The 24,111-nt window shown below is 51.4% G+C and carries 21 protein-coding genes and 2 pseudogenes; 3 read left to right on the top strand and 20 right to left on the bottom strand.

What is annotated here, in order from left to right:
• Positions 1–56: 56 nt before the first annotated feature.
• The 11 genes and pseudogenes from IEV46_RS07555 to IEV46_RS07500 all read right to left on the bottom strand — a co-directional run bounded on the left by IEV46_RS07555 (position 57) and on the right by IEV46_RS07500 (position 14,972).
• The gene (locus IEV46_RS07555) at positions 57–1,364 is read right to left on the bottom strand and encodes a helix-turn-helix domain-containing protein (protein ID WP_009711535.1); all 1,308 of its coding nucleotides are present in this window, start codon (positions 1,362–1,364) and stop codon (positions 57–59) included.
• Between the two features lie 180 nt (positions 1,365–1,544).
• Positions 1,545–1,853, bottom strand: a complete 309-nt coding sequence (locus IEV46_RS07550) for a hypothetical protein (protein WP_188431559.1) — start codon at positions 1,851–1,853, stop codon at positions 1,545–1,547.
• 174 nt (positions 1,854–2,027) lie between these two features.
• A complete protein-coding gene (locus tag IEV46_RS07545) occupies positions 2,028–3,698 on the bottom strand; it encodes a UvrD-helicase domain-containing protein (protein ID WP_188431557.1) in 1,671 nt (556 codons plus the stop codon).
• Positions 3,673–6,270, bottom strand: coding sequence for a hypothetical protein (locus tag IEV46_RS07540; protein WP_188431555.1), 2,598 nt, complete (start codon positions 6,268–6,270; stop codon positions 3,673–3,675). The genes IEV46_RS07545 and IEV46_RS07540 overlap by 26 nt, the downstream gene beginning before the upstream one ends.
• Positions 6,257–8,692: a UvrD-helicase domain-containing protein gene (locus IEV46_RS07535; protein ID WP_188431553.1), complete on the bottom strand. Its 2,436-nt coding sequence runs from the start codon at positions 8,690–8,692 to the stop codon at positions 6,257–6,259. Before IEV46_RS07535 ends, IEV46_RS07540 begins: the two co-directional genes overlap by 14 nt.
• 367 nt (positions 8,693–9,059) lie before the next feature.
• A pseudogene (locus IEV46_RS07530) lies at positions 9,060–10,191 on the bottom strand (IS3 family transposase).
• A gap of 199 nt (positions 10,192–10,390) precedes the next feature.
• Positions 10,391–11,638: a DUF2705 family protein gene (locus IEV46_RS07525; protein ID WP_188431551.1), complete on the bottom strand. Its 1,248-nt coding sequence runs from the start codon at positions 11,636–11,638 to the stop codon at positions 10,391–10,393.
• On the bottom strand, positions 11,631–12,566 hold the full coding sequence (locus IEV46_RS07520) for an ABC transporter ATP-binding protein (RefSeq protein WP_188431549.1): 936 nt from the start codon (positions 12,564–12,566) through the stop codon (positions 11,631–11,633). Before IEV46_RS07520 ends, IEV46_RS07525 begins: the two co-directional genes overlap by 8 nt.
• 158 nt (positions 12,567–12,724) lie before the next feature.
• Complete coding sequence (locus IEV46_RS07515) at positions 12,725–13,039, bottom strand: YndA family protein (RefSeq protein WP_188431547.1); 315 nt, start codon at positions 13,037–13,039, stop codon at positions 12,725–12,727.
• Between the two features lie 582 nt (positions 13,040–13,621).
• Positions 13,622–14,377: pseudogene (locus IEV46_RS07505) on the bottom strand (IS3 family transposase); the annotation flags it as partial.
• A 289-nt stretch (positions 14,378–14,666) separates the two neighbouring features.
• On the bottom strand, positions 14,667–14,972 hold the full coding sequence (locus tag IEV46_RS07500; RefSeq protein WP_188431541.1) for a hypothetical protein: 306 nt from the start codon (positions 14,970–14,972) through the stop codon (positions 14,667–14,669).
• A 727-nt stretch (positions 14,973–15,699) separates the two neighbouring features.
• Between IEV46_RS07500 and IEV46_RS07495 the strand changes: the two genes are divergently transcribed.
• The gene (locus tag IEV46_RS07495) at positions 15,700–16,875 is read left to right on the top strand and encodes a S8 family peptidase (RefSeq protein ID WP_188431539.1); all 1,176 of its coding nucleotides are present in this window, start codon (positions 15,700–15,702) and stop codon (positions 16,873–16,875) included.
• Between the two features lie 25 nt (positions 16,876–16,900).
• On the opposite strand, the gene IEV46_RS07490 is transcribed toward IEV46_RS07495, so the two are convergent.
• A complete protein-coding gene (locus IEV46_RS07490) occupies positions 16,901–17,095 on the bottom strand; it encodes a hypothetical protein (RefSeq protein WP_188431915.1) in 195 nt (64 codons plus the stop codon).
• Between the two features lie 75 nt (positions 17,096–17,170).
• Here IEV46_RS07490 and IEV46_RS07485 point away from each other — a divergent pair, with 75 nt between their 5' ends.
• Entirely contained in the window at positions 17,171–17,464 is a 294-nt protein-coding gene (locus IEV46_RS07485; protein ID WP_229735962.1) for a hypothetical protein, read from the top strand.
• Positions 17,465–17,524: 60 nt separating this feature from the next.
• Here IEV46_RS07485 and IEV46_RS07480 read toward each other — a convergent pair whose 3' ends face one another.
• The 4 genes from IEV46_RS07480 to IEV46_RS07465 all read right to left on the bottom strand — a co-directional run bounded on the left by IEV46_RS07480 (position 17,525) and on the right by IEV46_RS07465 (position 20,379).
• Complete coding sequence (locus tag IEV46_RS07480) at positions 17,525–18,394, bottom strand: DUF3179 domain-containing (seleno)protein (protein WP_188431537.1); 870 nt, start codon at positions 18,392–18,394, stop codon at positions 17,525–17,527.
• Between the two features lie 92 nt (positions 18,395–18,486).
• Positions 18,487–19,014, bottom strand: coding sequence for a GNAT family N-acetyltransferase (locus IEV46_RS07475; RefSeq protein WP_188431535.1), 528 nt, complete (start codon positions 19,012–19,014; stop codon positions 18,487–18,489).
• Positions 19,011–19,571 (bottom strand): GNAT family N-acetyltransferase, encoded by a 561-nt coding sequence (locus tag IEV46_RS07470; RefSeq protein ID WP_188431533.1) that lies wholly within the window; start codon positions 19,569–19,571, stop codon positions 19,011–19,013. The genes IEV46_RS07475 and IEV46_RS07470 overlap by 4 nt, the downstream gene beginning before the upstream one ends.
• Positions 19,546–20,379: an inositol monophosphatase family protein gene (locus IEV46_RS07465; RefSeq protein ID WP_229735961.1), complete on the bottom strand. Its 834-nt coding sequence runs from the start codon at positions 20,377–20,379 to the stop codon at positions 19,546–19,548. Before IEV46_RS07465 ends, IEV46_RS07470 begins: the two co-directional genes overlap by 26 nt.
• 187 nt (positions 20,380–20,566) lie before the next feature.
• Here IEV46_RS07465 and IEV46_RS07460 point away from each other — a divergent pair, with 187 nt between their 5' ends.
• On the top strand, positions 20,567–21,166 hold the full coding sequence (locus IEV46_RS07460; protein WP_188431529.1) for a nitroreductase family protein: 600 nt from the start codon (positions 20,567–20,569) through the stop codon (positions 21,164–21,166).
• A gap of 136 nt (positions 21,167–21,302) precedes the next feature.
• Here IEV46_RS07460 and IEV46_RS07455 read toward each other — a convergent pair whose 3' ends face one another.
• The 4 genes from IEV46_RS07455 to erm form a co-directional block, all read right to left on the bottom strand.
• Positions 21,303–21,773, bottom strand: coding sequence for a TspO/MBR family protein (locus IEV46_RS07455; protein ID WP_188431527.1), 471 nt, complete (start codon positions 21,771–21,773; stop codon positions 21,303–21,305).
• Between the two features lie 21 nt (positions 21,774–21,794).
• Complete coding sequence (locus IEV46_RS07450) at positions 21,795–22,187, bottom strand: VOC family protein (RefSeq protein WP_188431525.1); 393 nt, start codon at positions 22,185–22,187, stop codon at positions 21,795–21,797.
• Complete coding sequence (locus IEV46_RS07445) at positions 22,168–22,878, bottom strand: HAD family hydrolase (protein ID WP_188431523.1); 711 nt, start codon at positions 22,876–22,878, stop codon at positions 22,168–22,170. The genes IEV46_RS07450 and IEV46_RS07445 overlap by 20 nt, the downstream gene beginning before the upstream one ends.
• 171 nt (positions 22,879–23,049) lie before the next feature.
• Positions 23,050–23,883, bottom strand: a complete 834-nt coding sequence (gene erm, locus IEV46_RS07440; protein WP_188431521.1) for a 23S ribosomal RNA methyltransferase Erm — start codon at positions 23,881–23,883, stop codon at positions 23,050–23,052.
• Positions 23,884–24,111 lie beyond the last annotated feature (228 nt).

Here is a 24,111-nt window from a genome sequence, read left to right as displayed (position 1 = left end):
GTAGAACATTGAAAAGGCCAACACACATGCCACAGACATGATCAAAATGATCTTCCTCACGCTAACTCACCACCTTCCATCTCTTCTTCTAATTCAAACATATTTTCTGTACACCGTCTAAATTCCTCTTCATCACGACCCTTCCAACATTTCGCAAGCTGAAACCATGCCTGTCTCTCCTTCTCTTTATACCCATGCGGCTTAGCAATAACCATCTTGTAGTAATACGTTGCTTTCTCCAAGTTTCTTTGGATTAAGTACAAATCACCCATGGCAAGGTATGCATCCAGTAGGTAGGGAACACAGGAGAGCTCTTCTCCCTTGCCAATGGCTTTTTTCAATATCTGTTCAGCTTCTTCCCATCCCTCTCTTCTCGTTTTCAACTGTCCAAGCTGTATATAACCGCGGACAAGTCGGCTGTCACTCACATACTTTTCAGCGATCTTTAAGGCAATCTCAAAACACCCTTCCGCCTTTTCCCAATTGCGTTTGTCCATGAAAATACTCCCCAGGACAACCCAAAGGTCAAATGATGAAGAGTAGTCTTCATTGTATCCCGCCAATTTTAAGCCTTCCTGACATGTGATTTCTGCTTCTTTAAGTGATCCACTTCGCCGTAGCAGTTCTCCTTTTAACCAATAGAATCCCAGCACAGTTTCCTTTTGCCCAATATTGGGTACCTCTTCCCATACATCTTGCACGACTCGGAGCGCTTCCACCACACGGCCTGTCCTCTCCAAGTAAACAGCCAAATTCCGTATTAAATTGTATTTAACAATTTTGTTTTTTCCATTCACATTAAAAGCATCCAGCCCACTTCTTGTGTATTGGATCGCCTGTTCGATGTTGTTTTCATGATAACTGCACAGCCCAAGGTCATTAAAACTGTACGCCTCAATGTTTTCATTCATGGCGTAGTCACTTTGCTTGGACAAACGAATCGCCTCAGATAAAGATCTTTCAGCCTTCTGGTACCTCTTTTGAAGAAGATATGTTCCACCGATCAACCAATATACAGAAGGAGCAAATGGATGATCATTGGGTAAATTGAGACGTTTTAGTACCTGGATTGCTTCATCCAGAAAACCCATTCTTTGCAGTGATTCAGCGAATAATAACTCAAACTTCAAGGTATCTGCTTCTTTCTTTTCCTCCAACAACAATGTGGGGATCTCCTCAATGGAAATTCCCAGCTTCTCCAACAGATAAAACATCTTGTCTTGTCGAACATGAGAAACACCACGTTCAACATTACTAATGGTGGCCGGAGAAATGTTTTCATCTGCTAAATCCTCCAGCCTCAACCCTTTCAGCTTTCGAACCCTGCGTATTAATTCACCGATTTCAGACATTTCATAGCCCATCGAACTGCTCCTTTACCCGGAATTCAATTCTCAATTTCAGCCTAATCTATATCAAAATGGAATGCAATATCCCGTGTATTTTTAGTCTTCTTAACACGAATCGAAACTGAACACTGCAACAGAAAGCATATATCAATTACTGCCTCACCAAATAAAAGCAGGCCCAAAGGGCCCGTCTGTTCAGCCGATCTCCACTGTTTTCCTGTCATCTTTCACCGCATCGATCATGAGCAAGATTGCGGCGAGGACATGCAGGAACCAGCCCAGGATGGGAATCCAAGCGAGACAGGAGGTGATGATTCCCATGATGCTCCCGTACTTATTCACCTGTGCTTGGATACTGATGATCAGAGTGATGATATGAAGCACCAACATGACAACCAGCGGAATATAGGAATTCATCACCACGATCAGACCACCCAGCACCGGGATGGCCAAAATCCCTTCCAAGCCGCCACATATCCACTTCATGATTCGAGCCGTGGACAATGAACCATCTCCCCCTCATCTATAAAAAGCTTCGACCGGCTTCCCCTATTCACCGCGGTTCACCGGTTTTATTTAAAATGATTTTCTACCCAATCTATACTTTACCATTTTCATCATGAAAAAACGACAGCTCTCTATCCCAAAATTGGTCGATCCAGCCTCGTATCTCCCCCCCTACTTCCCATACCTCCTCTGATCAAATCCCACCGCCACATAATCCTCCGTGTCAAAATCCCTGATGAACTGGGAGATTCGCAGTGCCTTTTCGGCGGAATAGAGGAGGCGGACTTCCTTTTTGGCCCGGGTGATGGCGACGTAGAGCCATTTTTTCTCGTCGTTCAGTATGGCATTTTCGTCCTTTTGAAAGGCTTCGGAGGAAGGATCGTTAGAACGTTCCCGGAGATCCTTCAACCTGGATTTCAGCGGATAGTGATCCCGGTCAAAGTGGACAATGAAGACGTAGTCAAACTCCAATCCCTTGACACTGGCCACATCGGTGAAAAAGATCGGTTTTCGGAATGCGGCGGGATCAAACTTTTTGTGGTAATCCCTCGTGGTGACCAGGGAAAAGTTTCTCTCCAGAAAAGATTGTAACGGTAATGGACGGCCCCGGTTCAGCTCATCATCATAACGGTGGATGACCGCGAGGGTGGCTTCCGGATCCCGTCGGTGAATGGACTGGATTGTTTCCGTCAGCCATTGGGCCAAGACTGCTATCTTGGGAAAGTAACGAATCTCCGGTTTGGGTCCCTCTTTGACATAAACTTGGTTATTCTCCCGGTCGTTTTCAGTATCGTCAAAGCGGAGGGAGTTGGCCAAGGTCATGATCTGCCGGGTGGAGCGGAAGTTTTGTCTCAGGGTCCGGTTGCGCCGCCCCTGGAGGTTCAGTCCGAGGGAGGCATAGGAGTGGGGAGTGGATCGGTAAATCCGCTGTTTGGGATCCCCGGTCAGAACAATCCCCTTCTTGCGCAAACGAGCTAGAGCCAAGATCTGCATCGGTTGCAAATCTTGCACCTCATCCACAAAGACATAATCAAAGTGGTGGGAGTCCGGAAGTTGATCCAGATACCCCAAGAGAAGCAGGGCATAATCCTCCATGTCGTATCCGTCATTCTTGTACTTTGTCCGCATCATCTCCCGGTAGTCTTCGAACAAGGTGAAGACTGTCTTCCGCTGAGCCTTTGTCAGCCGAGGGGTCTGGCTGCGTCCGGTTCGTTCCACTTCCAGATAATCCTCCCGTTTCACATAACCGTTGGCTTTCATCCACATGAATTCCTCGTAGAAAAAGGCAGCGGTATGGGTCTTGTACAACTTTTCCGCCTCGGGAAGGCGTTGGTAGGTCTCACTTTCCATAAATGCATCACGCAACGCGATGATACGGGCCCGGATCTTGGCCTGATGCTTCTGGATCGAATCGAGGGAGGTGTAAAAGGGACAGATATCCCGCACCCCCATTTTCTTCAGTAGCCGGTAAGCCATCTGGTGAAAGGTTTCCAGATGAAGCTCATGTCGTTCCTTCAACTCTAGGAATCTTTCCGACTGTTCCATTCGCTTGCGAGTGTCATCCAACAGTGTCCTGTTGAAAGTGACGTAAAGGATCCGGTGTCGCTCCTTTACCTGTTCCATCACTTTCATCAACTTATACATCAGGGTGATGCTCTTGCCGCTGCCTGCGGAACCGTTGATCAACAGCTGGTCTTCCTCCTGTTGGATCACCACCTTCTGCTCGACGGAAGGATCGATTCCCGGCAACAGTCCCACAGCATCAAAGTAGTTTTGCCAAGCTTTAGCGGAACGGAGAAAAAAGGAACGGGCGGCATCAGACAAAGCGACTGTGGTCGTCAATGGGAAACTCTCCTTCCGTACATTGCATCAAATAGGGACACATCCTGCAGTGGGAACCGGGGCGGATCTCCGCCCCCTCCGCAAGGCGGGGAATCCACTCTTTCAGCCATTCCTTCTCCTGGATCCGCCCTTTCCGGTGGGCATCCCGGTATTTGCGCCGGCGGGAGGAGGTGCGCAGGCGTTGCAACCGCTCCATCGCCAGGGGATAAACCAGGTTCTGAAAAGAGCGGTAATCTCGCAGATCCGCCGCCCGGTTGGTGCGGATCAGGTTCTGCTTCAGTGTGGCCGTCCATTGGGGAAAAAGAGGGGAGAAATGCTGTTGCACTCCCTCTTCCCCTTCCGCTTGCTGAGCGAAAAGGGAACCCAGTTGGGCAAAGACCAGCCGGTGATGAAAGTCCTGGGTGTAGACCGGAAAATGCTCCAGGAAACCAGTCAAAAAGAATTTTCGCGGGCACAGGTCGAGGTCAGTCCAATAGACCCCCGGAATCTGTTCCCGGAATGTATCAGGGGAAGGAATCTCGGTTTCCTCTCGGGTCGTCACCGGATCTCCCCATAAGTGATCCACTTCCTCCGTCTCCTCTGCCCAGTCGCTTCCTTTTCCGTCCTTTCCATAGAGCAAGGCGAAGAGTTCCCAGTCGGAGGAGGGACCGTCATGTTCATTCCACCCTTCCGTCCAGCTCACAGTCAGCTCTCCCCGCCCATAGGCCAGGGTGTAAAACAGCTGAAAGGGAACAAACCGTTGCCAGGCCTGGTCCGAATAATGGTGAACCAACAAGGCATGCAGCAGCCAGGAGGCGCCCGCTTCCGTCAAGCTGCCCCTTTCCCGCTCCTGACGGATCGAGCTTTTCAGCCACGAGAGGGTCAAGGGTGCCGGCAGAGAGCGGTATCCTCGGTGAAACCTCACCAGGCTCCGGATGGACAGATCAGCCAGATGGAGCGGCTTTTCCGACAAGGCGAGGCCGTCCAACTGCTCTAATCCGCGACAGTGAAAACGGTGCTCCTCTTCCCCTTCTCGGCGAAGGAATAGACTCACCAAGCCATGGAGTTCCTCCCGCTCTGCCCTCCAGTTCAGAGTAACAGGATGGCGAAGAACCTCTTCTAGTTCCCGGACCACCTCGCCATCAGCATCCAACCTTCCTTTCACCCCCCGCCAGATCTGGCGTAGAGCACCGAAATGATCCCAGGTCAGCATCCCTTTCCCTTCTTCGGGAAGCAACCGCTTCAGCTTATCCTCCAAATCTCCTACCAAGTCGGACAGCTGCCGAACCGTAACCCCGCTCCGTCCCTCATGGACAAAGGAAAAAGCCCGCAACGGATTGGACAGATACCGTTTGATCCGATTGCGTCCGGATTGGTCCTTGCCCAATTGATCGAACTCTCGCCCTGCAGCCTGCAACACTTCCAATGTTTGCAGCCGTTCCTTGATCTCTCCGATGGAAAATCGGAGGGACGGGGTCTTCAGGTAAGGTTCCAGCTCCAGCAACAACGGGAGGGCCTTGGTACCGGAGACTCCCTTGGCTTGAACCCATCCCGAAGTGATACATTCCACCAAGGTTTCATAGGAGAGCTGAATCTCCCCCTCCACTTTGCGGGCCTCATACAGATGATGGAGAAAGCGGACCGCCGGATGATGGGGAAGGTCCAGTTTGCGGGGTGTATTGTCCCCAGCAGAGGGTGGATCGGTGGGAGGCAGATCGCGGAGGGATTGGTTCAATTCGTCATAGGAGGGAGCCACCACCCGCACCCCGGACTTCTTCTCCGCCTCCATCTTGGCATACTCCCGAAAGCGGGCCGGGGAAGGAAAACGAAGTACCTGGACAGAGATGGGATCCTCTTCTCCACCTCCCGACTCCCCCATTCGGTGGCGAATCCAGTCACCCCCCCTCCGTAACTCCTCTCCTGTCGACCAAAGGGTGGGATCAACGGTTCCAGCGACCTGTTCGTACAAATCCTTCCATCCTCGAAAGAAAGACTCGTACCCCGCATGGTAGGGAAACCGGAACACCACCCGGACTCCGGAACGTTCACACTCCCGAAAAAAAAGCATCCGTTCGGCATCCAGTTGCTGAAGATGGTAAACATACAGGGTCTTTACTTCCCCCCGCTTCTTCCGGAGCATGTTTCCGGCAAGGACGCGGCGCCCCTCCACCAGCTTCCGCACTCCTGTATCTTCAGTCATCATCCGCTCATACAGGCGGGCAAAACAGCGCTCCTCCATTCCTCCCTCCCAAGTCAGCCGATCTAACCGGAGGGCGGCGGCGAAGCGGAAGGCCTTCACCCATACCGGCAGTGAGCGGTGAATCCGACGTTTCCACTGTTCCTCCAGCCCCTCTTCTTCCAGGAAGCGACGCATCTTTGAGGCCAAGACATAATCCGTCACGATTCCGTACCAGTAGGGATAGAGAAACTTCATCAGCTCATCCAGGTGCATGATCCGATCCCGATACGGGCCTGCCTGCTTTTGAAGAACCACCTGCAAGGACTGGATTCCTGTGACATGAAGACTCTCCTCGTCGAAGGTCAGTTCTTCGAAAAACCGGTTTGGATCCGGATAAGTCTCAACGTACAGCAACGGACTTTTTTCCTCCCCTCAAAAGATCCACCCAACGATTGACCTTAGAGGAGTCGGACAAGGTCTCCGACACATGGACATAGAGTCCCTGAACGGCCCGAGTCATCGCCACATACAAAAGGCGAGTCTCCTCCCCCCGGGTTTCCTCCTCCTCCTGGTGACGCAAATCCTCAAAGAGGCTGTTGCGGATCGTGCGGGTATCCAAGCCCAATCGGTAACCCAGTTTCCAACGCTCTCCTTCCCTGGCCAACCATACCTGGGGGCGCCCAGCAACGGTAAAGGCAAAATCGGTCCGGGGCAAGATCACATAATCAAACTCCAGTCCTTTGGCCATATGAACCGTCATGCACCGAAAACGGTGCTCCCGCTTTTCCGCTGCGATGGTGACAGGGGATTCCTCTCGATCAGTGAGGATATGAAGACGCAGCATCCGTTCTACTCTGGCCGGTGTGGCCACCGCGTCAGTAAATTCCCGTTGCAACAAGAAAAACAAATGATCCAGCCCGGCCTCGTACTCCAAGCGACGGGTGACGGCTTCCTTTTGAAAATCAGCGGGATCCCGATCAGGAAAACGCCTGACCCACTCCTGATACAAGCGACAGGCGAGCCGGTCCTGGGGTCGGATCTCCCGGACTGCCTTCCTTAACAGAGGGAGAATCGGTTGTTCCAGGGCCTGTTTCCGCAACTCCCGCACCCATCGGGACTCGGGATGTTTTTCCCACAGGGTGAGAAAGGATGGATGATCCGGATGGAAATCCTTCAGAATCAAGGAATTTCCCAGTTCCCCCGCACCAAAGGAAGAACAGTGGAAAGCATAAGCCAAGGAGGGGGTCACCGGCCGGGTGAGCAGACTGACCAGAAGGTACAACTCCCGCACAGGCAAAGATCGGAAGAAATTCCCCTGTATTCCTCCCTCACAGAAAAATCCCCATTCCTCCAGTTGCTTAATCATCTCCTCCACTTCCCGGTTGGAACGGACCAAGATGCAGGTGTCTGTCCCTTGAAGTTCCCCGAGGAGTTCCCGGAAAGTTGCCTTCAGTTTGAGATCCTTTAAAATCAAGCCGGGACCGTCTCCCCGATTCATCCCCTCCAGCTGATCCTTACGCTCATACATAAATCCCTTCACCCGTCGGCCCCAGTTCTCAAAGAGAGGGGACATCTCCTCCAACAGCGGACGGATGGTCCGGTAGTTTTTGACCAACCCCTTCTTCACCACCGACCGGGGCCGGTGTTGGAGACCTTCCTGCAATTGCTGAAATGACGTATAATCCGCGCCCCGAAAGCGATAGATACTCTGTTTCACATCCCCCACCGCCAATACTCGGCAATCCCATTGTCCCTGCATCCAGAGGAGGAGATCCACCTGTACAGTGTCCGTATCCTGAAATTCATCCACAAACAGATGGTTTACCCGCCGGTCCCCAAAGAGTCCAAAATTCCCCTTCAGGGAGGAAAGCCGGCGAATCAGATCGGAGAGTTCCAGCTCCCCGTTCTCTTCCTTGACCCGTTCCAACTTCATGGAGAGTTGAACGAGAACATATTGAACCAAATGGTGAAAACCGGATTCATCCTCACCCCATTCCAGGGTGCTCAACTCTTCCAATGTCAATGACCGGTTTTCCACCGCTTCGTGGATCCGCAACAGAGCGTGTACCAACTGATGGTGAGGGATCCAGCGGAAGGAACGAAAAACCTCCGGATGTTGCTCGGCAAATTCGTCCACACAGGTCTCGATCCACCGATTCTTCTGTTCCCGGAAACTGCGCAGCTGCAGTCCGACCGGAAGTCCGGCGGCCGTCCCCCCCTCTTCCAACAGGGTTTTGGCAAAGGAGTGGATGGTCGAAAGAAACAGATCCCTCGTCTCATCCAACCATCCCAGATAACGGGGATTCCGGGTCACCTCAAAGTAAGTCATCAGTCGTTTCCCCAACCGTTTACGCATCTCCAAGGAGGCCAAGTTGGTGAAGGTGATCATCACCGTGGAGTCAAAGGAAAACTCCGGATCTGTATGGCACAAAAAAAGCAGGCGGTCGATCAGGACGGTGGTCTTGCCTGTACCCGCCCCTGCCGTCACCAACAAGTGGGCCTTCGGATCACTGTGCTCCACTTCATACTGCTCCCGGTTGAAATCCGTCTCCCGGCAAAGATACTCATATAGAACCGAATCCGTTACTTGACCGTCGACAAACTGGGCTCTGATACCGGCAAAGTTGGATTGAAATGGAACCTCCCACCAGCGAAGCATGCCCGCTTTCTTCAGATGTTGCCACTCTGCCGTTTTTTCAAGTGCTTCCAGAGAGTCCATCGCAAACAGCCAAACCTTGATCCCACATCGGACTCGGTCCACCACATCCTCAAACAAACCTTCCTCCACATCAGAAACAAACAGCAACAATGAATACCGCGGCTCCCCCTGTCCCACCTGGATCCCCCTTTTCCCGTCTTGGCCATCTCCTCATTTTCTATTTTAATGATAGATGATAAGGTTTTCTATTTCTATCACAAGTGAATTGATATAATAGATAATTCTGTTACCTATGAAAAAACCCTTTCGGAATGGATAGAGTCTCCTTCACGCGAACAGCAAAAAGCCCACAGAATGCGGACCTGGATTGCTGCTTCATGGATCAGTTGAGAAATAAACGTTACCGCACAGCGAAGCCACCAACCCCTAAATCATGGAACGCAATGGAAGCAGTCCTGTCCGACCAGCTGTGAATGACTCCCAAAGAAACCACCTCCCCGAAGTGGTCTTGACCCCGTCAAGTAGACAATGAAAAAAAGAACGGTTATGCGGCGACTTTTTCCCGATGCTCTACAGGGGAAAGGTCGCCCAATTTTTTCTGGAAACGCTCTTTGTTGTAGAAGGTAATGTATTCCTCGACGGCTTTGTAAGCTTCCTCGAAGGTCTTTGGGTTTGTGAGGTGAAGCTTCTCTGTTTTCAGATGGGAGAAGAAGGATTCGATGCAAGCATTGTCAAAGCAATTCCCACGGCGCGAATGGCTTCCTAACATCCCGTAGGTCTCCATACGGTGGGGCATACATCCGGGAGGTATACTGAAAACCTTGATCCGAGTGCAGAAGTACATCCTCCAGAGATCCTTTCTCCTTAAGCAGCTCCAACGAATCCAGAACCAGATCATTTCGCTTCGACAAGGACCACGAAACAATCTCATGGTTGTACAAATCCTGCAAGCCGACAGATAGGCAAAGTCGTTCCCGATTCGAACGTAGTAATATCCGTCACGAGACGACGCAACGGAGCCTCAGCAGTAAACTCTTGATTCAACCGGTTCGGAAAGAGAATGGATGCCTTTCGTCCGTAAAAGGGCCGTTTTTTGCGAATAACCCGGATTCCAAGCTCGCGCATCAGCCTACGGACGCGTTTTCGATTGACCACGATTCCTTCACGTCGAAGAGGAATACCCGTAATACGGGTGGAGACGATGAATCGCCAGGATATGCTCTTGAATCCAAGCATTCCTGGATCGTGTTCTTCAGCAAGAGACCGGGTCTTCTTCCACTTGTAATAACCGGAGCGGGAAACCTTGGCGATCTGTAGCAATTGTGCCAAGGAGGGATGATGGCGCAGTTCATCGATGATGGCAAAACGACAGCTTTTGGAAATCACTCCCCCAACAGATTTGGATGACGCTTTTTCAGGAAATCCACCTGTGCTTTCAAGTAAGCATTCTCCCCCTCCAAACTGTCAGAGTGTTTCCGATTCCATAACCCCCGATGATCTTTTAACGACTCTCCTTTTTGATGCCGTTGAACCCAGTCACGGACCTGAGACTTGCACCGGATCTCCAAGTGCTCACAAATCGAGCGGTAGGATAAGCCTTCCTCCAGACGAAAGCGAATAGCCTCCAATTTAGTTTCCAATGTATACCGTTTGAATGTTTGCCCCTTTTTCGCCATAAGAAAATCCCCTCCAGCAGTTCAGTGCTTTTGCCCATCTTACCAGATGGACTTTTTTCACTGTCTACCGTATGGGGATAATACCACATTGCTCGCCTGCAGGCGGGCTTTTTTCACATCACAACATCCCACTGAATGATGATCCAAGGTTGAAAAACAGAACGGTGTCCGTCTTTCCAACTAAGCACCGCTCTTCCAATCATGCGTTTAAGATATCTTTCTTCCGAAAATAAAGTAACGATGCCAGAAGAGTCACCCCGATCCAAATAGTCAACACTACGATGCCAGTTGTCAGGGGCAAACTTGCATCCATTGCGGCCGAAAGCTCACCACTCCAATTACTTCCTGGGTTTAAATGAACGGAGAACAACCAGAACATCCATTTCCCGTTTTGTACCTGTTGCAGAAGTGTCTGTCCAAGAATCACCATGGCGAGAGCTACTCCTGAACTGATCATCGGTGATTTGAACACAGTGGAACATAAAAACGTAATGGAGGCCACGGCCATCATAGCAAAAACGGTTAACAACATAGAGCCCATGATATATTGCCACTCAGGTATTAATAAGGCCTCCTCAAAAAGTGGAATGGGAACTATTTGTGCTTCCTTCCCCATGCCGAAAATATAATCCACGTTCACAAAGTGTGGCTGATTGGCCCCGTCCGGATTATACAGCAACAGATGAACGGCCAGCATTGTGGCAAAAAAGCACAGTGATAGTAATGCTGTTGCCGTGAGACTGACCGCCCATTTTCCCAGTAAGATCTTCACCCGGGAGACGGGACGAACAAGCAACAGTTTCATCGTACCACTTGAAGTCTCTCCGGACACCATGTCCGCCACGAGTATGACCAACAACATAGGCAGGAACAATCCGGACGCCAGCGGCATCAGTTGATTCATCGCTTTCCAAGCGGTAAGCTCACCCGGCAGAAGGGGAGGAATATCTCGTTCCAGATGATATTGCAATTCCATTTGTTGCGCACGGTATTTCTGCCACTGGCTTTCACGGTTAGCTTCCGAAATCTCTTTCTGTGAGTCGGTTTGATATTTTTCCATCGTTTGTTTCAACTTCATTAAATCACTTTTCGTCAGTTGATCCCAGTCTGATGATTTCAATTGCTGCATCCGATGTAATTTCTTTTTGAGACCCTCAAGGATTTCCTCTTCCAGTTGGATTTGATTCTTTAAATCCGATAAGTTTGCTTCCTCTGATGTTCCTTCTGACAACTCTTTTTTCTTTTCTCTCAGATTTTGTTCGTACATTTCGATTCGCTGTTTCATTTCCACAATCAAGTTGCCGGAGACATTCTCTTTCTCCCACTGATACAAAGTCCCTGATAAAGCGATGCTCATCAACACAGCCAGTAGCAAGGTGATCCAAAATCGGCGACGATGAATCAGCTTCATCCATTCGTTAGCAAATACATATCCCCATTTACGCACCGGCTTCTCCCCCTTCCACATCTACCGGCTTTTCCGTCAATCGTAAGAACGTCTCTTCCAGCGTATTTTTCTGTGATTGAACAGAATAGATCGCTACATCCTGATTTACCAACATTTTGATCATTTCCGGAATAGCTTCTTCTTCCAAATAGGTATGTATGATTCCGCGTTCCCCCTCTTTGGCTTTCACTCCTTCACGTTGAAAAACCTGTAGCGCATGGGCCGAGTCACGTACACGGAAAGAGACGTTGACATCTTGTTCCAACATCTCTGATACATCCGCTTCCCTCAATAAGCGGCCCTGGTTCAGAATTGCCACTCGGTCACACATCATCTGTATCTCGCTTAATAGATGACTGGAAACAAAAACGGACATCCCATCGTCCGCTAAGCGTCGAATCAGGTCACGAAACTCCCGTATACCTGACGGATCCAGACCGTTGGTTGGCTCATCCAACACCAACAATTGAGGCTTAGCCAACAAAGCTTGGGCCACACCCAGACGTTGACGCATTCCGAGAGAGTATGTTTTTACTTTATCATCGATCCTGTCAGTCAATCGGACCAGTTCAGTCACTTCTTCCACTCGTCGATCCCGTTCCTTTTTGCTTAATCCTGCCAAGCGTGCGTAGTGAATCAGATTCTTCCGTCCCGAGAGATAGGAATAAGTCTCCGGATTTTCAACAATCGCACCAATATACTCCATCGCCTGTGCGGATCTTTTTTCCACATCATGGCCCATAATACGGATTGTTCCACGAGTCGGTTGGATCAATCCTACGATCATACGAATGGTTGTGGTTTTGCCGGCACCGTTAGGTCCAAGAAACCCGTATACTTCCCCTTCTCTGACTCGCATACTGACATTGTTCACAATCCATCGCGAACCGATTTTTTTTGAAACTTCCTCCAACACCAAAACGTCCATGGTCCCATCCTTCCATCCTTAGATATCACCAATCGTTCTATATCTTTTGTCCAATATAAATATTAACATGAGGGAATCAATGAAGTTTCCCACTACAGAATTAAAAAGGTGACCTGCCTGGTCCATTTAGCAGGTCACGTCTATGATTCCTCATGTTATTAATCCCAAAAATCAGCTCTTGTTTGGTAATCACGATCCTTACACCAATTACAGATGGCAAGATATAGTTCTGCTTTCCCATTAGTTCCATCCACGTAAGAAGCAACATTCCATGTATGACAACCACCAGGAGGAATATATTCAGTGTTTACCTCATCATCTGGATTAACAGGATCTTGCTCCATCAAGCTGTACCTTCCACCGGCTGAGCCAGTACTGATACAAGCCTTAAAATTGCCTCCACCGGACTTGAACACAATGCTTTGATTGTGAAAAACAGAGTGTCCGAGATAATCCCACTCTCCAGCTCCCATCGTTCCGACTTCTGCCGATACTGTGGTAGGAACAAACAAGGCAAACACGAATGCAACAAGTAGAACACTTACTTTTTTGAATTTGATTATGTAACCCCTTTACGGAAAAATTTAATTTGCCGGATAATTATATCAAAGGGATCAGAAACAGTCTAGATATCTACTCTTTTCCTGTTAAGTCTTTTGTTATAGTAAAAACCGCGACTAATGGACAACAGCCGGATATCCGACCTGATTTGCCAAGTCTTGAAGTCTATCTGAAAGCTGTGAGACCAGAAGCAAGAGGATAAGAAACTGGACATAGATCCCGGAGGATATGCACAGTCGATGGGATCAAAGGAAAACCCCCGTCATGGTGGACGGAGAGATGATGAAATCATATCCTGAGCGAGGCCTTTCGGAGCTTCTTTTTTTGGATGGGTTGAACTCATGATACGACAGAACCGAGAGCAAAAACACAGGAACCCCCCACCACCCGGGAGGCCCCTGTGCACAACTACACCTACAATTCTTAGATTATAATCAGAAAACCTCACCGAAGTGGTCTTGACCCCGTCAAGTAGACAATGAAAAAAAGAACGGTTATGCGGCGACTTTTTCCCGATGCTCTACAGGGGAAAGGTCGCCCAATTTTTTCTGGAAACGCTCTTTGTTGTAGAAGGTAATGTATTCCTCGACGGCTTTGTAAGCTTCCTCGAAGGTCTTTGGGTTTGTGAGGTGAAGCTTCTCTGTTTTCAGATGGGAGAAGAAGGATTCGATACAAGCATTGTCAAAGCAATTCCCACGGCGCGAATAGCTTCCTAACATCCCGTAGGTCTCCAAACGGTGGGCATACGTCCGGGAGGTATACTGAAAACCTTGATCCGAGTGCAGAAGTACATCCTCCAGAGATCCTTTCTCCTTAAGCAGCTCCAACGAATCCAGAACCAGATCATTTCGCTTCGACAAGGACCACGAAACAATCTCATGGTTGTACAAATCCTGCGCCGCCGACAGATAGGCAAAGTCGTTCCCGATTCGAACGTAGTAATATCCGTCACGAGACGACGCAACGGAGCCTCAGCAGTAAACTCTTGATTCAACCGGTTCGGAAAGAGAATGGATGCCTTTCGTCCGTAAAAGGGCCGTTTTTTGCGAATAACCCGGATTCCAAGCTCGCGCATCAGCCTACGGAGGCGTTTTCGATTGACCACGATTCCTTCACGTCGAAGAGGAATACCCGTAATACGGGTGGAGACGATGAATCGCCAGGATATGCTCTTGAATCCAAGCATCCCTGGATCGCCGTATGATTCGCCTACCAAAAAAGGGTGCCCATTTTTGGACACCCTTTCGGGATGAAGGTTTTTGACTGGCAAAAATAAGTGAGGAGGACTTCCTTGCTCACTTCGTCAGTCGGTTGGGTCATCGGATGCGGTGTCGGTGTTTGTTAAGCCCGATTAATTGTATGGATCCTCCTCAAAAATGCACTTGATCCCTTCGGTCGCTCTCCAAAATATGAATCAAGGCTTCCACTTCTTCAATTATCCAAATCCCTTCTTCCGGAACATGAGTTCCTCTTTTAGTTGATCGCATCAGGATCGTACGTTCCTGTGAACCCGAAAAAAAAGCGGGAACCAAGGCCCGCTCAATCTGCTTTGATCGAGGTGTCATTTTTTGCTGCATCCAGGATCAAGGCGATGGCGGTGACTGCATGCAGCATCCAACCCAGAACGGGAATCCACCCGAGGCAGGAGGTGATGATCCCCAGGATACTGCCGTGTTTTTTCACCCCGGCCTGGGAGCTGACAACCATGGTGATGATATGGAGGATCAACATGACCCCCAGGGGAACATAACCATTTCCCAGGATGATCAAACCTCCCAGCACCGGGATGGCCAGAAGCGCTTCCAAAATACCGGAAATCCATTTGAGTATCTGTGCAGTGGACACCGAAGCATCCCTCCAAGATCTGATGATCGGAAGTTCGACAGGTGACGTTGATTTTTCCTGTATTAAGTTATGTCCGTCTGTCCGTCTTTGCACCCTCCCATCCCCCCAAAATCCATCCATCCTTCCTCGAAGCATTGTGAATTCGTGCTGGCCGGGTGGGTCGGGATTGGGTTTCACATGACCTTTTCGTTGTTCTGAACTGCCAAAATCACTCCATCTGAAACCCAATCCCCCTTGTGAACAGCTTTTTCAAGCTTCACGCACTGGCCTCAGCAAAAATCACAACTTTTATACACCCTACATCATCCTAATCCATAGGTGATATGACTTAGCCAGTCCACTTCTTTTCAAGAAATAAAATTACAATATAATTTCGGCGATATGACGCGTTAAATGGTAAAATAAAAATTTCTTATTATTAATCAATTAAATATATACAAATTATAAGCGACTATGATATAGTACTTATTGAGGATATCCTCTGAATATTTTTTCAGAAGGAGGGGAATTTGAAAAAGGATTGGTGGAATCCACCCCGTAGTTTTTCTGAAGAGTGAGAAGTCGGCCAATGACGGAAGATGAATCTGTCCATCCGGCCTGGATGGACAAGCATGAATCGGTTCCCGGGTGAAGAATAGGTCGGAGATTCGGAGCTAACTGACTGGATTGGTTCCGACACCGGTTTCGGAGTGACGGAAATCGGAATATTGCAAATGGAGGGAATCAAATGAGACGCTTTCTGGTTCTAGTGGCCATCCTGGCTCTCGCCGCGGGTATGTTCATCTCCCCCGGCATGGATGTGAAAGCCGCCGGTAAAGAGAAAACCGCCCCCTATGTGGATGGACAGGTCATCGTCAAGTTTAAGGATAAAGGGGTAACCACCGCCGCCGAATCCAATGCCCACAAAAAGGTGAACGCCAAGGTGATCCAACGGAACGACCACCGGAAGGCCGGCTATGAGCTGGTTGAAGTGAAGGGTTCTGTGGAAGAGGCGGTTAAAGCCTATGAGAACAACCCCAATGTGGAGTATGCGGAGCCCAACTACATCGTGAAAACCCAATGGACTCCAAACGACCCCTATTTCCGTACCCAACAGTACGGACCGCAGATCATGCAGGCGGAGTCTGCCTGGGATGTTACCCGCAGCTCCAGCAGTGTCCGGATCGCCATCGTGGACACCGGGGTTCAAGCCAACCACCCCGATCTGTCCGGCAAAGTAATCAACGGATATGACTTTGTGGACCGGGATTGGACTCCCAGTGACCTGAACGGCCATGGCACCCACTGTGCCGGAATCGCCGCCGCCGCCACCAACAATGGAATCGGGATCGCCGGGATGGCTCCCAATGCCTCCATCTACGCGGTTCGCGTGTTGGATGCCAGCGGAAGCGGATCCCTGAACAATGTGGCCGATGGAATTGTCCACGCTGCCGACAATGGCGCCCAAGTGATCAGCCTGAGTCTGGGCAGCACCGGTAGCAGCACCACCCTGCAGAACGCTGTGAACTATGCCTGGAACAGAGGATCCGTGGTTGTCGCCGCTGCCGGTAACGCCGGCAACACCGTCAGGAATTACCCTGCCGCCTATTCCAATGCCATCGCCGTGGCGTCCACGGATCAAAATGACCGCAAATCTTCCTTCTCCACCTATGGTTCTTGGGTGGATGTCGCCGCTCCCGGTTCCAGCATCTACTCCACCTATCCGACCAGCCGCTACGCTTCCCTGAGTGGAACCTCAATGGCCACCCCCCATGTCGCTGGAGTGGCAGGTCTGCTGGCTGCCCAAGGACGCAGCAACAGCAACATCCGGGCAGCTATTCAGAACTCCGCCGACCGCATCAGCGGAACGGGCAGCTACTGGATTCACGGACGGGTCAACGCCAACAGCGCTGTTCGTTACTGATCACAAAAGGAAAAAAGACGGTCCCTTACATGGGATCGTCTTTTTCCTTATTCTTTTCGTCACAAGGAAAACAGCGCAACCGGCCATCCCCGAAAATCACTCCGTTTAAAAATCCATCCAGGCAATCCACCGACCTGCCACAATCGGTACAATAACCAACCCGCTCCTGGATTCTCAACCCCTCCCTTCCACTCTTTTTTTCATTTCGCCGATGCTTCATGGATTCCTCCCGGGACAAGCACCCAAAAGGATTGGGAATAGGATATATCGTTATTGACGATGGGAGGTGACAAAAATGAACGGTGCTCAAGCTGATCCCGCCACTGCCGGTGCGTATGCGATCACTTCCCAATACGGAGGATACCGATGGGGCACACCTTTCGGCGGATACGGAGACCCCTTTGGCGGTTACGGAGGATACGGCAGGCACGGGAGATTCCCCTTATATGGAGGTTACGGGGGATCTGGCGGATACGGTGCCTTCGGTGGTGGGTATGGATATCCCTGGTATGGAGGGTACGGGAGGTATCCCGGCGTCGGTTTCCCCGGAATCGGTGGATTCGGGGATTCCGCTTACCCATCTTTCTGAGACTACGACTAACCCCGGTCATGATGAACCGGCCGCTCCTCATGGGGAGCGGCCGGTTCATCATGGGGTTGTTGATGATTCATCTTCACCGTATATTGCACAACCTGGATATGTGAGTGCAAAACCATACCACCGGGTGAATAAGTGCTGGGGAGCATCCATCGGATCTTCGGTGTCTTCATAATGGACTTCCGGGAACCCCTTTTCATCAACTGATAACGCCAGCGGGCGACCCTCCAGGGTATCCCGGATTTTCCCGCCGGCCTTTTTAATTTCCTGAAGCGGGTAAAACCTTTTTGTTTTCTCAGTTATAATTCCCACTCCACTCATCATGTCCGGAAGTCGGGTATCCCGCCGGACCAGCGTCTTTTTGATAAAGGGGGGGAAGAATCCATACCGTCCAAAGAAGTTTTTCACCGGTTGCATGAGCCAACGTTGGACCCAGGTTTGCTCCGGCAAAGCCAAGGAAATATCGGGCCACTGTTTCAGCGCTTGTCCCGCCGTCATCTGCCCCAGGAGCAGACTCTCCATCTTCTGCCCTTTTAAAGGACCTTCGACACACTCTCCATGAACGTTCCAGTAAGATCCCGTCTCCCGGTCCTCCAGGATGGCCATTCCGTTGAAAATCCCCGCGCAGGAAAAATGATACACCTCGCCGTCGATGACGGGAACCATGGCGGTTGCACTTTGACAGAGAGCACAGTAGTTCACCAGATAGGGTAACCCACCCAGACTCCCCTGAGCCACATGGTGAGTGGCCATCTGGTACATCCAGAAAGAGAGTCGTTCGCCGCCCCGTTCCACCACCATCACAATATCCTCTTCTTTCAGCGCACCGGCTCCCACCGCGTTTTTTAGCGGCTCTGAACCTTTGGCGTTAAAGGGTTCTGCCTTAAACTTCATGAATCGGGAAGCATCAAAATCCCCCACTTGATTCCCCTCCTTAGCGGCTCGGACAATAGCTGATAAAATCAAATTTAACACAAGTCAATAAGCCGTTTCGAGCCTATCCGTCACATATTTTACAACCCTCGGCCGGCTTTCCGTTTCAGAAGACTCATGATACACGGATTCCAGTATTCATCTCCCGACTTGCGTGCTTCCCGCAGAGTTCCTTCCAATTGAAAGCCAACCCGCTCATAGCAACGAATGGCGGAGCGATTGAAGTCGAACACAACCAGTTCCAACCGGTTGAGATCCAATTCCTCAAATCCGTAACGAACCGCCTCCCGAACCATGGCTGTTCCCAACCCGCCGCCCCTGCGAACGGGATTGAGCAACACCCTGGACAGTCTGGATGTAACGTTGGAACGGTCAATCCGGTTGCATTCGATGTGGCCGACCATCTCTTCAGTCCCGATTTCCACTGCCTTGAAATTGAGGCGTTCCGGTCCTTCCCCCTCGTTTCCTTTCAAGTGTTTCGCCAGCTGGGTTTCATCCAAGGGATAATGAAAGCGGGGACCCGCCCATTGCATGAGAAGTTCGGGGGAACCACTCCACTGAATCAGACGGGGGAAATCCGCCGGGGTTAAAGGTTCCCATCGAATCATCGGGCACCCCTCCTCCCCTTCCACTCCGAAGCCAGGATCCCGTAAATCAATGTATCGTCACAGGTGCCGTCCGCCAGGCATTCCCCTTCCCTGAGGACCCCTTCCCGGCGCATGCCGAGACGTTCCATCACCCGGCGGCTGCGGTCATTGCCTGCCGCACAGCGGGCTTCGATCCGATGAATCTCTCTCTCCTCCACCAGATAATCCAGCAGGACTCCGACAGAGGCGGTCATCATCCCTTTTCCTTCGAAGTCTTGTCCCAGCCAGTACCCGATCTCGGCGTGGCGATTGAGCCGATGGATGGTATGGGCCCCCGTCACCCCGGCGATCTGTCCATCCACCCAGATCCCGAAATGGGCCTCACGCCCCTCGGCCACCCCGCGAAGGGCCCCACGGATAAACTCCTCTGTGTCCTTCGGTTCCCGCGTGGAATTCACCCAGGGAAACCAAGGACGGAGATGTTCCCGGCTGGCGTCGATCAGACGAAACAGCGCTTCACCATGGTGCGGCTCCAACCAGCGGAGACTCACCTCATCCCTCACCCTCTGTGCAAACATCCCTTGCATCCCCCTCTCTTTTGTCACTGATCAGGGCGAGAAACTCTTCTTTGTACTCCGGATGACAGGCGATCAGATAAGGTTCGGGATCCATCACGGTGAAAGAGTTTCTCTGGTAATCAACCACAGTGGCTCCCGCTTCTTTGGCCATCAGGAGACCCACGTAGAGATTCTCCCCTTCGGAGTTATACAGGATGATCCCGTCCAAATCCCCCCGGGCCAACATGCACCACAGAAGTGAAGGAGCCCACAGCCGCAGGACCCGTTTAAATTTTCGGTCCATCAGTTGTCTCAAGATCCCGGCGGCGGGATCATTCCCCACTTGGTGTCCCTGGATCCAGCCCACTGTCATCTTGGCAAGGGAGTCACCCTTGTTCACCTGGAGAGAAGCCTCCCCGCATTGGGCTCCTTTTCCTTTTTCCGCGATGTACAACCGGTCCAGCGGGGAATCATAGATGACACCCAATACCGGCCGGCGTCGGTGAAGCAATGTGATACTCACCCCGTAGACGGGAAGTCCCATGGCATAATTGTTGGTCCCGTCCAGCGGATCCACATACCAGAGCCAATCGCTCTCCGGACCGACGGTTCCCTGCTCCTCGCTCCTCACTTGATGATCCGGAAAGTGTTGCCGGATCCGGTCCACGATGAGATGATCCGCTTTCAAATCCACATCCGTCACCCAGTCCCCCCGGTTCCCTTTTTCCCGTCGGGTCCATCCGCCGAAAAACCGTTCCCTGGCGAGGCGCCCCGCCGCCGTCGCCGTCTCCGCCGCCACTCTGCGAGCGGTTTGAAGTGTATCATCCAACCGCTGCTCCCTCCCTGTCCATGAAATGGACTTCATTTTACCCCATGTTCTGTGGACAGGACAATGGAGAGACCCCCGGAAGCTCCTGGTCGGTCGGGACCTGAGTTTTCCGTTACGTTTCGTTGTTACACTGATATATAATGATCACAGAAAACCATCCGTTGATTGTAAAAGGAGGAGCATCCGATTGAAATCCGTTTCAGAAGCGATCCAAAACCGACGCAGTATCCGTCAGTATGTTCAAGAACCCATTCCCCGGGCCGACCTGGAAGAAATCCTCCGCCTGACGAGTCTGGCTCCCAGCGCCTGGAATGTTCAGCCATGGCGCTTTATTGTGGTGACCCACCCGGATAAAAAATCGAAGCTCCGAGAAGCGGCCAACAACCAAAAGCAGGTAGGAAATGCCCCGGCAGTGATTGTGGTGGCCAGTGACATGGAGGATGTGCTCGCCAATCCCCGGGAGTTTGCCCATCCTGAAATGTCCGAGGAACAAAAGGATCATCTGGTCAACACCATCCAAAACACCTTCGGTTCCCAAAGCGTGGAGCAGCGGGGTCAATGGGCGGTGGCGCAAACCTACATAAGTTTGGGATTCCTGCTGCTCGCCGCCCAGGAAAAAGGGTATGACACCTCCGCCATGTTGGGGTTTGATCCCGAGAAAGTAAAGGCTCTCTTCCAACTACCGGACCATGTCCGAATCGCGGCGTTAGTGGCTCTGGGCAAAGGAACGGAACCAGGGCGTCCTCACCACCGGCATTCTCTGGATCGCATCGCCACTTTTGTCTGATACTCGGCGGATTCCTGTCAAGAATACAAATAGGCGACGGACTTTTCCCGTCGCCTGTTTTTGTACGAGATATCGGAGAGAGCCGGAAGATGGTGGATCATCAGATGACAGGGTGGATGACCGACGAATTGGTTGATCAGTTCCGCCACCAGATAGCCAGATTCAACAATGCGGTGAAAGTGATCCAGGCCCAGTAGGGCAGAAACAGGATGGAAGCGACCCGGTCGACACTCCAAGCGGCGATCACAAAAGAACCGATGAAAAACCAAAGCACCAGGCTTTCCAACAGCGCCCCTCCGGTCAGATGGTGGGAGAAAAAGAGGCCGGTCCACAGCAGGAGCAGAGCCAACTGGACCATCCAAAACAGCAGGGCGTACCTCCGTTCGGCCGAACTCCGTTGCTGAAAGACCCGCCATCCGGAGACCGCCATTAAAAAGTGAAGAAGAATCCAGACCGGCCGGAAGGCCCCCGTTGGTGGGTGAAACCACGGTTTCTGCAACTGATCGTACCAAGATCCCGGCCCCATATCCGTAATCGATGCTCTCAGTCCAGCTCCCCCGAAACTGATCATAAAAAAGATGATCAGGGAAACCCATTTCCACCTCAAGGAACCTTCCCCCTTTCTTCCCTACTCCCAAACTTTCATCCGTTCCTCCAAGCTTCCCGTGTACAGCTCCAGTTGGACTCCATCCGGGTCGAGAAAGTTGATCACCCGTCCTCCGCCCCGTTCCATCGGCCCCCGGAGGATCGTCACCCGGTGTTCTCGCAGTTTCTCTACAGCTTCATCGAAATCCTCTTCGGCGATGGTGAAGGCGACATGATCCACCCCCAGCCCGGCCATGTCGTCTCTCCGTTCCCCTTTCTTCTCCATCAGACAGACCCAGGCGGTTCCCCATTCCAGATAGACATCCCGACGTCCCTGGTGAATCAGATCCATCCCGAGAATCTCCCGGTAAAAACCCAGAGACTGTTGCAGATCAGACACGCGGATGGTCACATGGTTAAATCCGATAACTTTCATGATTGCTCCTCCTCTCCGGGCTGACAGGCAGTTTCCGGTTCATCCGGTTCGCCCATTCCCCCAGATTCAGTTCCTCCAGGCTGGACAATCGGAGATCCACCTCACCAAAGGGGAGATGACGGGTAACCCGGTTGGGGACGATGATGCATCGCATGCCCGCCCTTTTGGCGGCCAAAGCCCCATTGGGTGAATCCTCCAGGGCGACCGCCTCCGAAGGTTCCACCCCGAGACATTTTGCCGCCTGCAGATACAAGGCCGGGTCGGGCTTGGTCCGCTCCACATCCTCCCGGTTGCAAAGACATGCAAAATAATGCCGCAGGCCCAACTTCTCCAGGTGTCCCTCCACCCATGCCCGATCGGAACTGGAGGCCAACCCGATTTTCCATCCCAGCTTGTCGGCCTGTTCCAACACGGTTCGGACTCCGGGCAAGGCTTTCTCCCGGGCGATGAGGGACAGTTTTTTCTCCGCGCGTTCCCTCTCCAGGGCTTTCCTGTCCAAACTGTGACCTGTGCAGGCTTCCAGATAGTCATAAATCTCATCATGATGGTCCGAACTGCCGATCACCCGGGCCCACAGATCCAAAGGCAGTTGTACATCATACGCTGCAAACATGTCCACAAAGGTCCGGTAACCGGCTGTCTCCGTATCCAGAATCAAACCGTCAAAATCAAAGATCACCGCTCGGAGCATCCTGTTTTTCCTCCCCCTTGCGCTTATTGGGACCACGGACCCCGTCACAGGGAAACCGGTCCCCCTCTGTTTCCTTGTCGGACCGGACGGATGTTTTGCACCCCCATTATACCAAGTCGATCCAATCAGAGGTGCCCCGGGATTTTTTAAGACGCCCCCTTTTCCGATTTTTCACTTGGGCCAGCGAAAAGGCGGAACAACCTGTATCATCGTATTGAACACCACCCCCCACTGGTCTTCTGTCAGCGAACAGATCGGGGTGTCCCGGTCCATCTTTAAGTGCCTCAGCAAATGTTTCAATTGGGGTGGGGTAAACACCCCCTTCAGAGCCAGGGGGACAGACAGGTGTGGAGACTTCAGTCCATATGTGGCCAGAGCCATGAATCGGGAATGGTGGTGCAGGGCGACCACAGGTTGATCCTTGCGCTGCAGGATCAGGATGGCAGAATCGACACGGGGTGGCGGCGAGAAATTTCTCGGCGGGATGGTTCGTCCCATCTTCATCTCAAACCACATTCTCCATTTCAGGATGCGCGGATTGGTGATCGGATCAGCAGTAAAGCGCTTGGCCGCTCCCTTCTCCACAACCAGTACAGCCCGCCGGATCGGAAGCCCCGGTTGATCGAAGAGCTTCCCCAGGATCGGAGTGGTGATGGAGTAAGGAATGTTGGCAACAACACTGAAGGGCACCCGCGGGAGATTCATCTGTAAAAAATTCCGTTGAATCACCTCGATATTTGAATCCAGTTTGATCTTTCGTTGCAACTTTTCCGCAAAAACAGGATCGTTCTCCACTGCCAGAACCTTCTTCGATTTTTCAGCCAGAGGCAAGGTCAGATTGCCGGTTCCCGCACCGATCTCGAGGACGAGATCCCGTCGATTGACTCCGGATATTTTGATCAATTCCTTGATCAAACCCTTGTTATGCATCAGGTGCTGACCTGGAAAGTTAGCTCCCTCTTTATGCCTTTGCTTCTTTGGATGTCGTCGGTAATCTCTGTTCATTTTCACCCTCCGTTCCATTAAAAAACACAGGCAGTCTGCCTGTGTTTTGAGTAACGGAGAGTTGCAAAAAGCCAATAGAACACTTGTTTTGCCACGACGCAAAACCAGCTGTTCTTCTTGGCAAAGAGGACTTCCCGATCCGGGTGAACACCCAAAAAAGGAGGGCAGATGGCCCCCCTTTGAATTATTCAACTATATAAAGGGTTTCCCTGAAAATGGGCAGACCGA

It is taken from the genome of Kroppenstedtia guangzhouensis (assembly GCF_014637345.1).
Classification (GTDB): Bacteria; Bacillota; Bacilli; order Thermoactinomycetales; family DSM-45169; genus Kroppenstedtia; species Kroppenstedtia guangzhouensis.
Note: the sequence above shows the minus strand (reverse complement) of the source record. Positions and strands in the feature narration are given on the sequence as shown.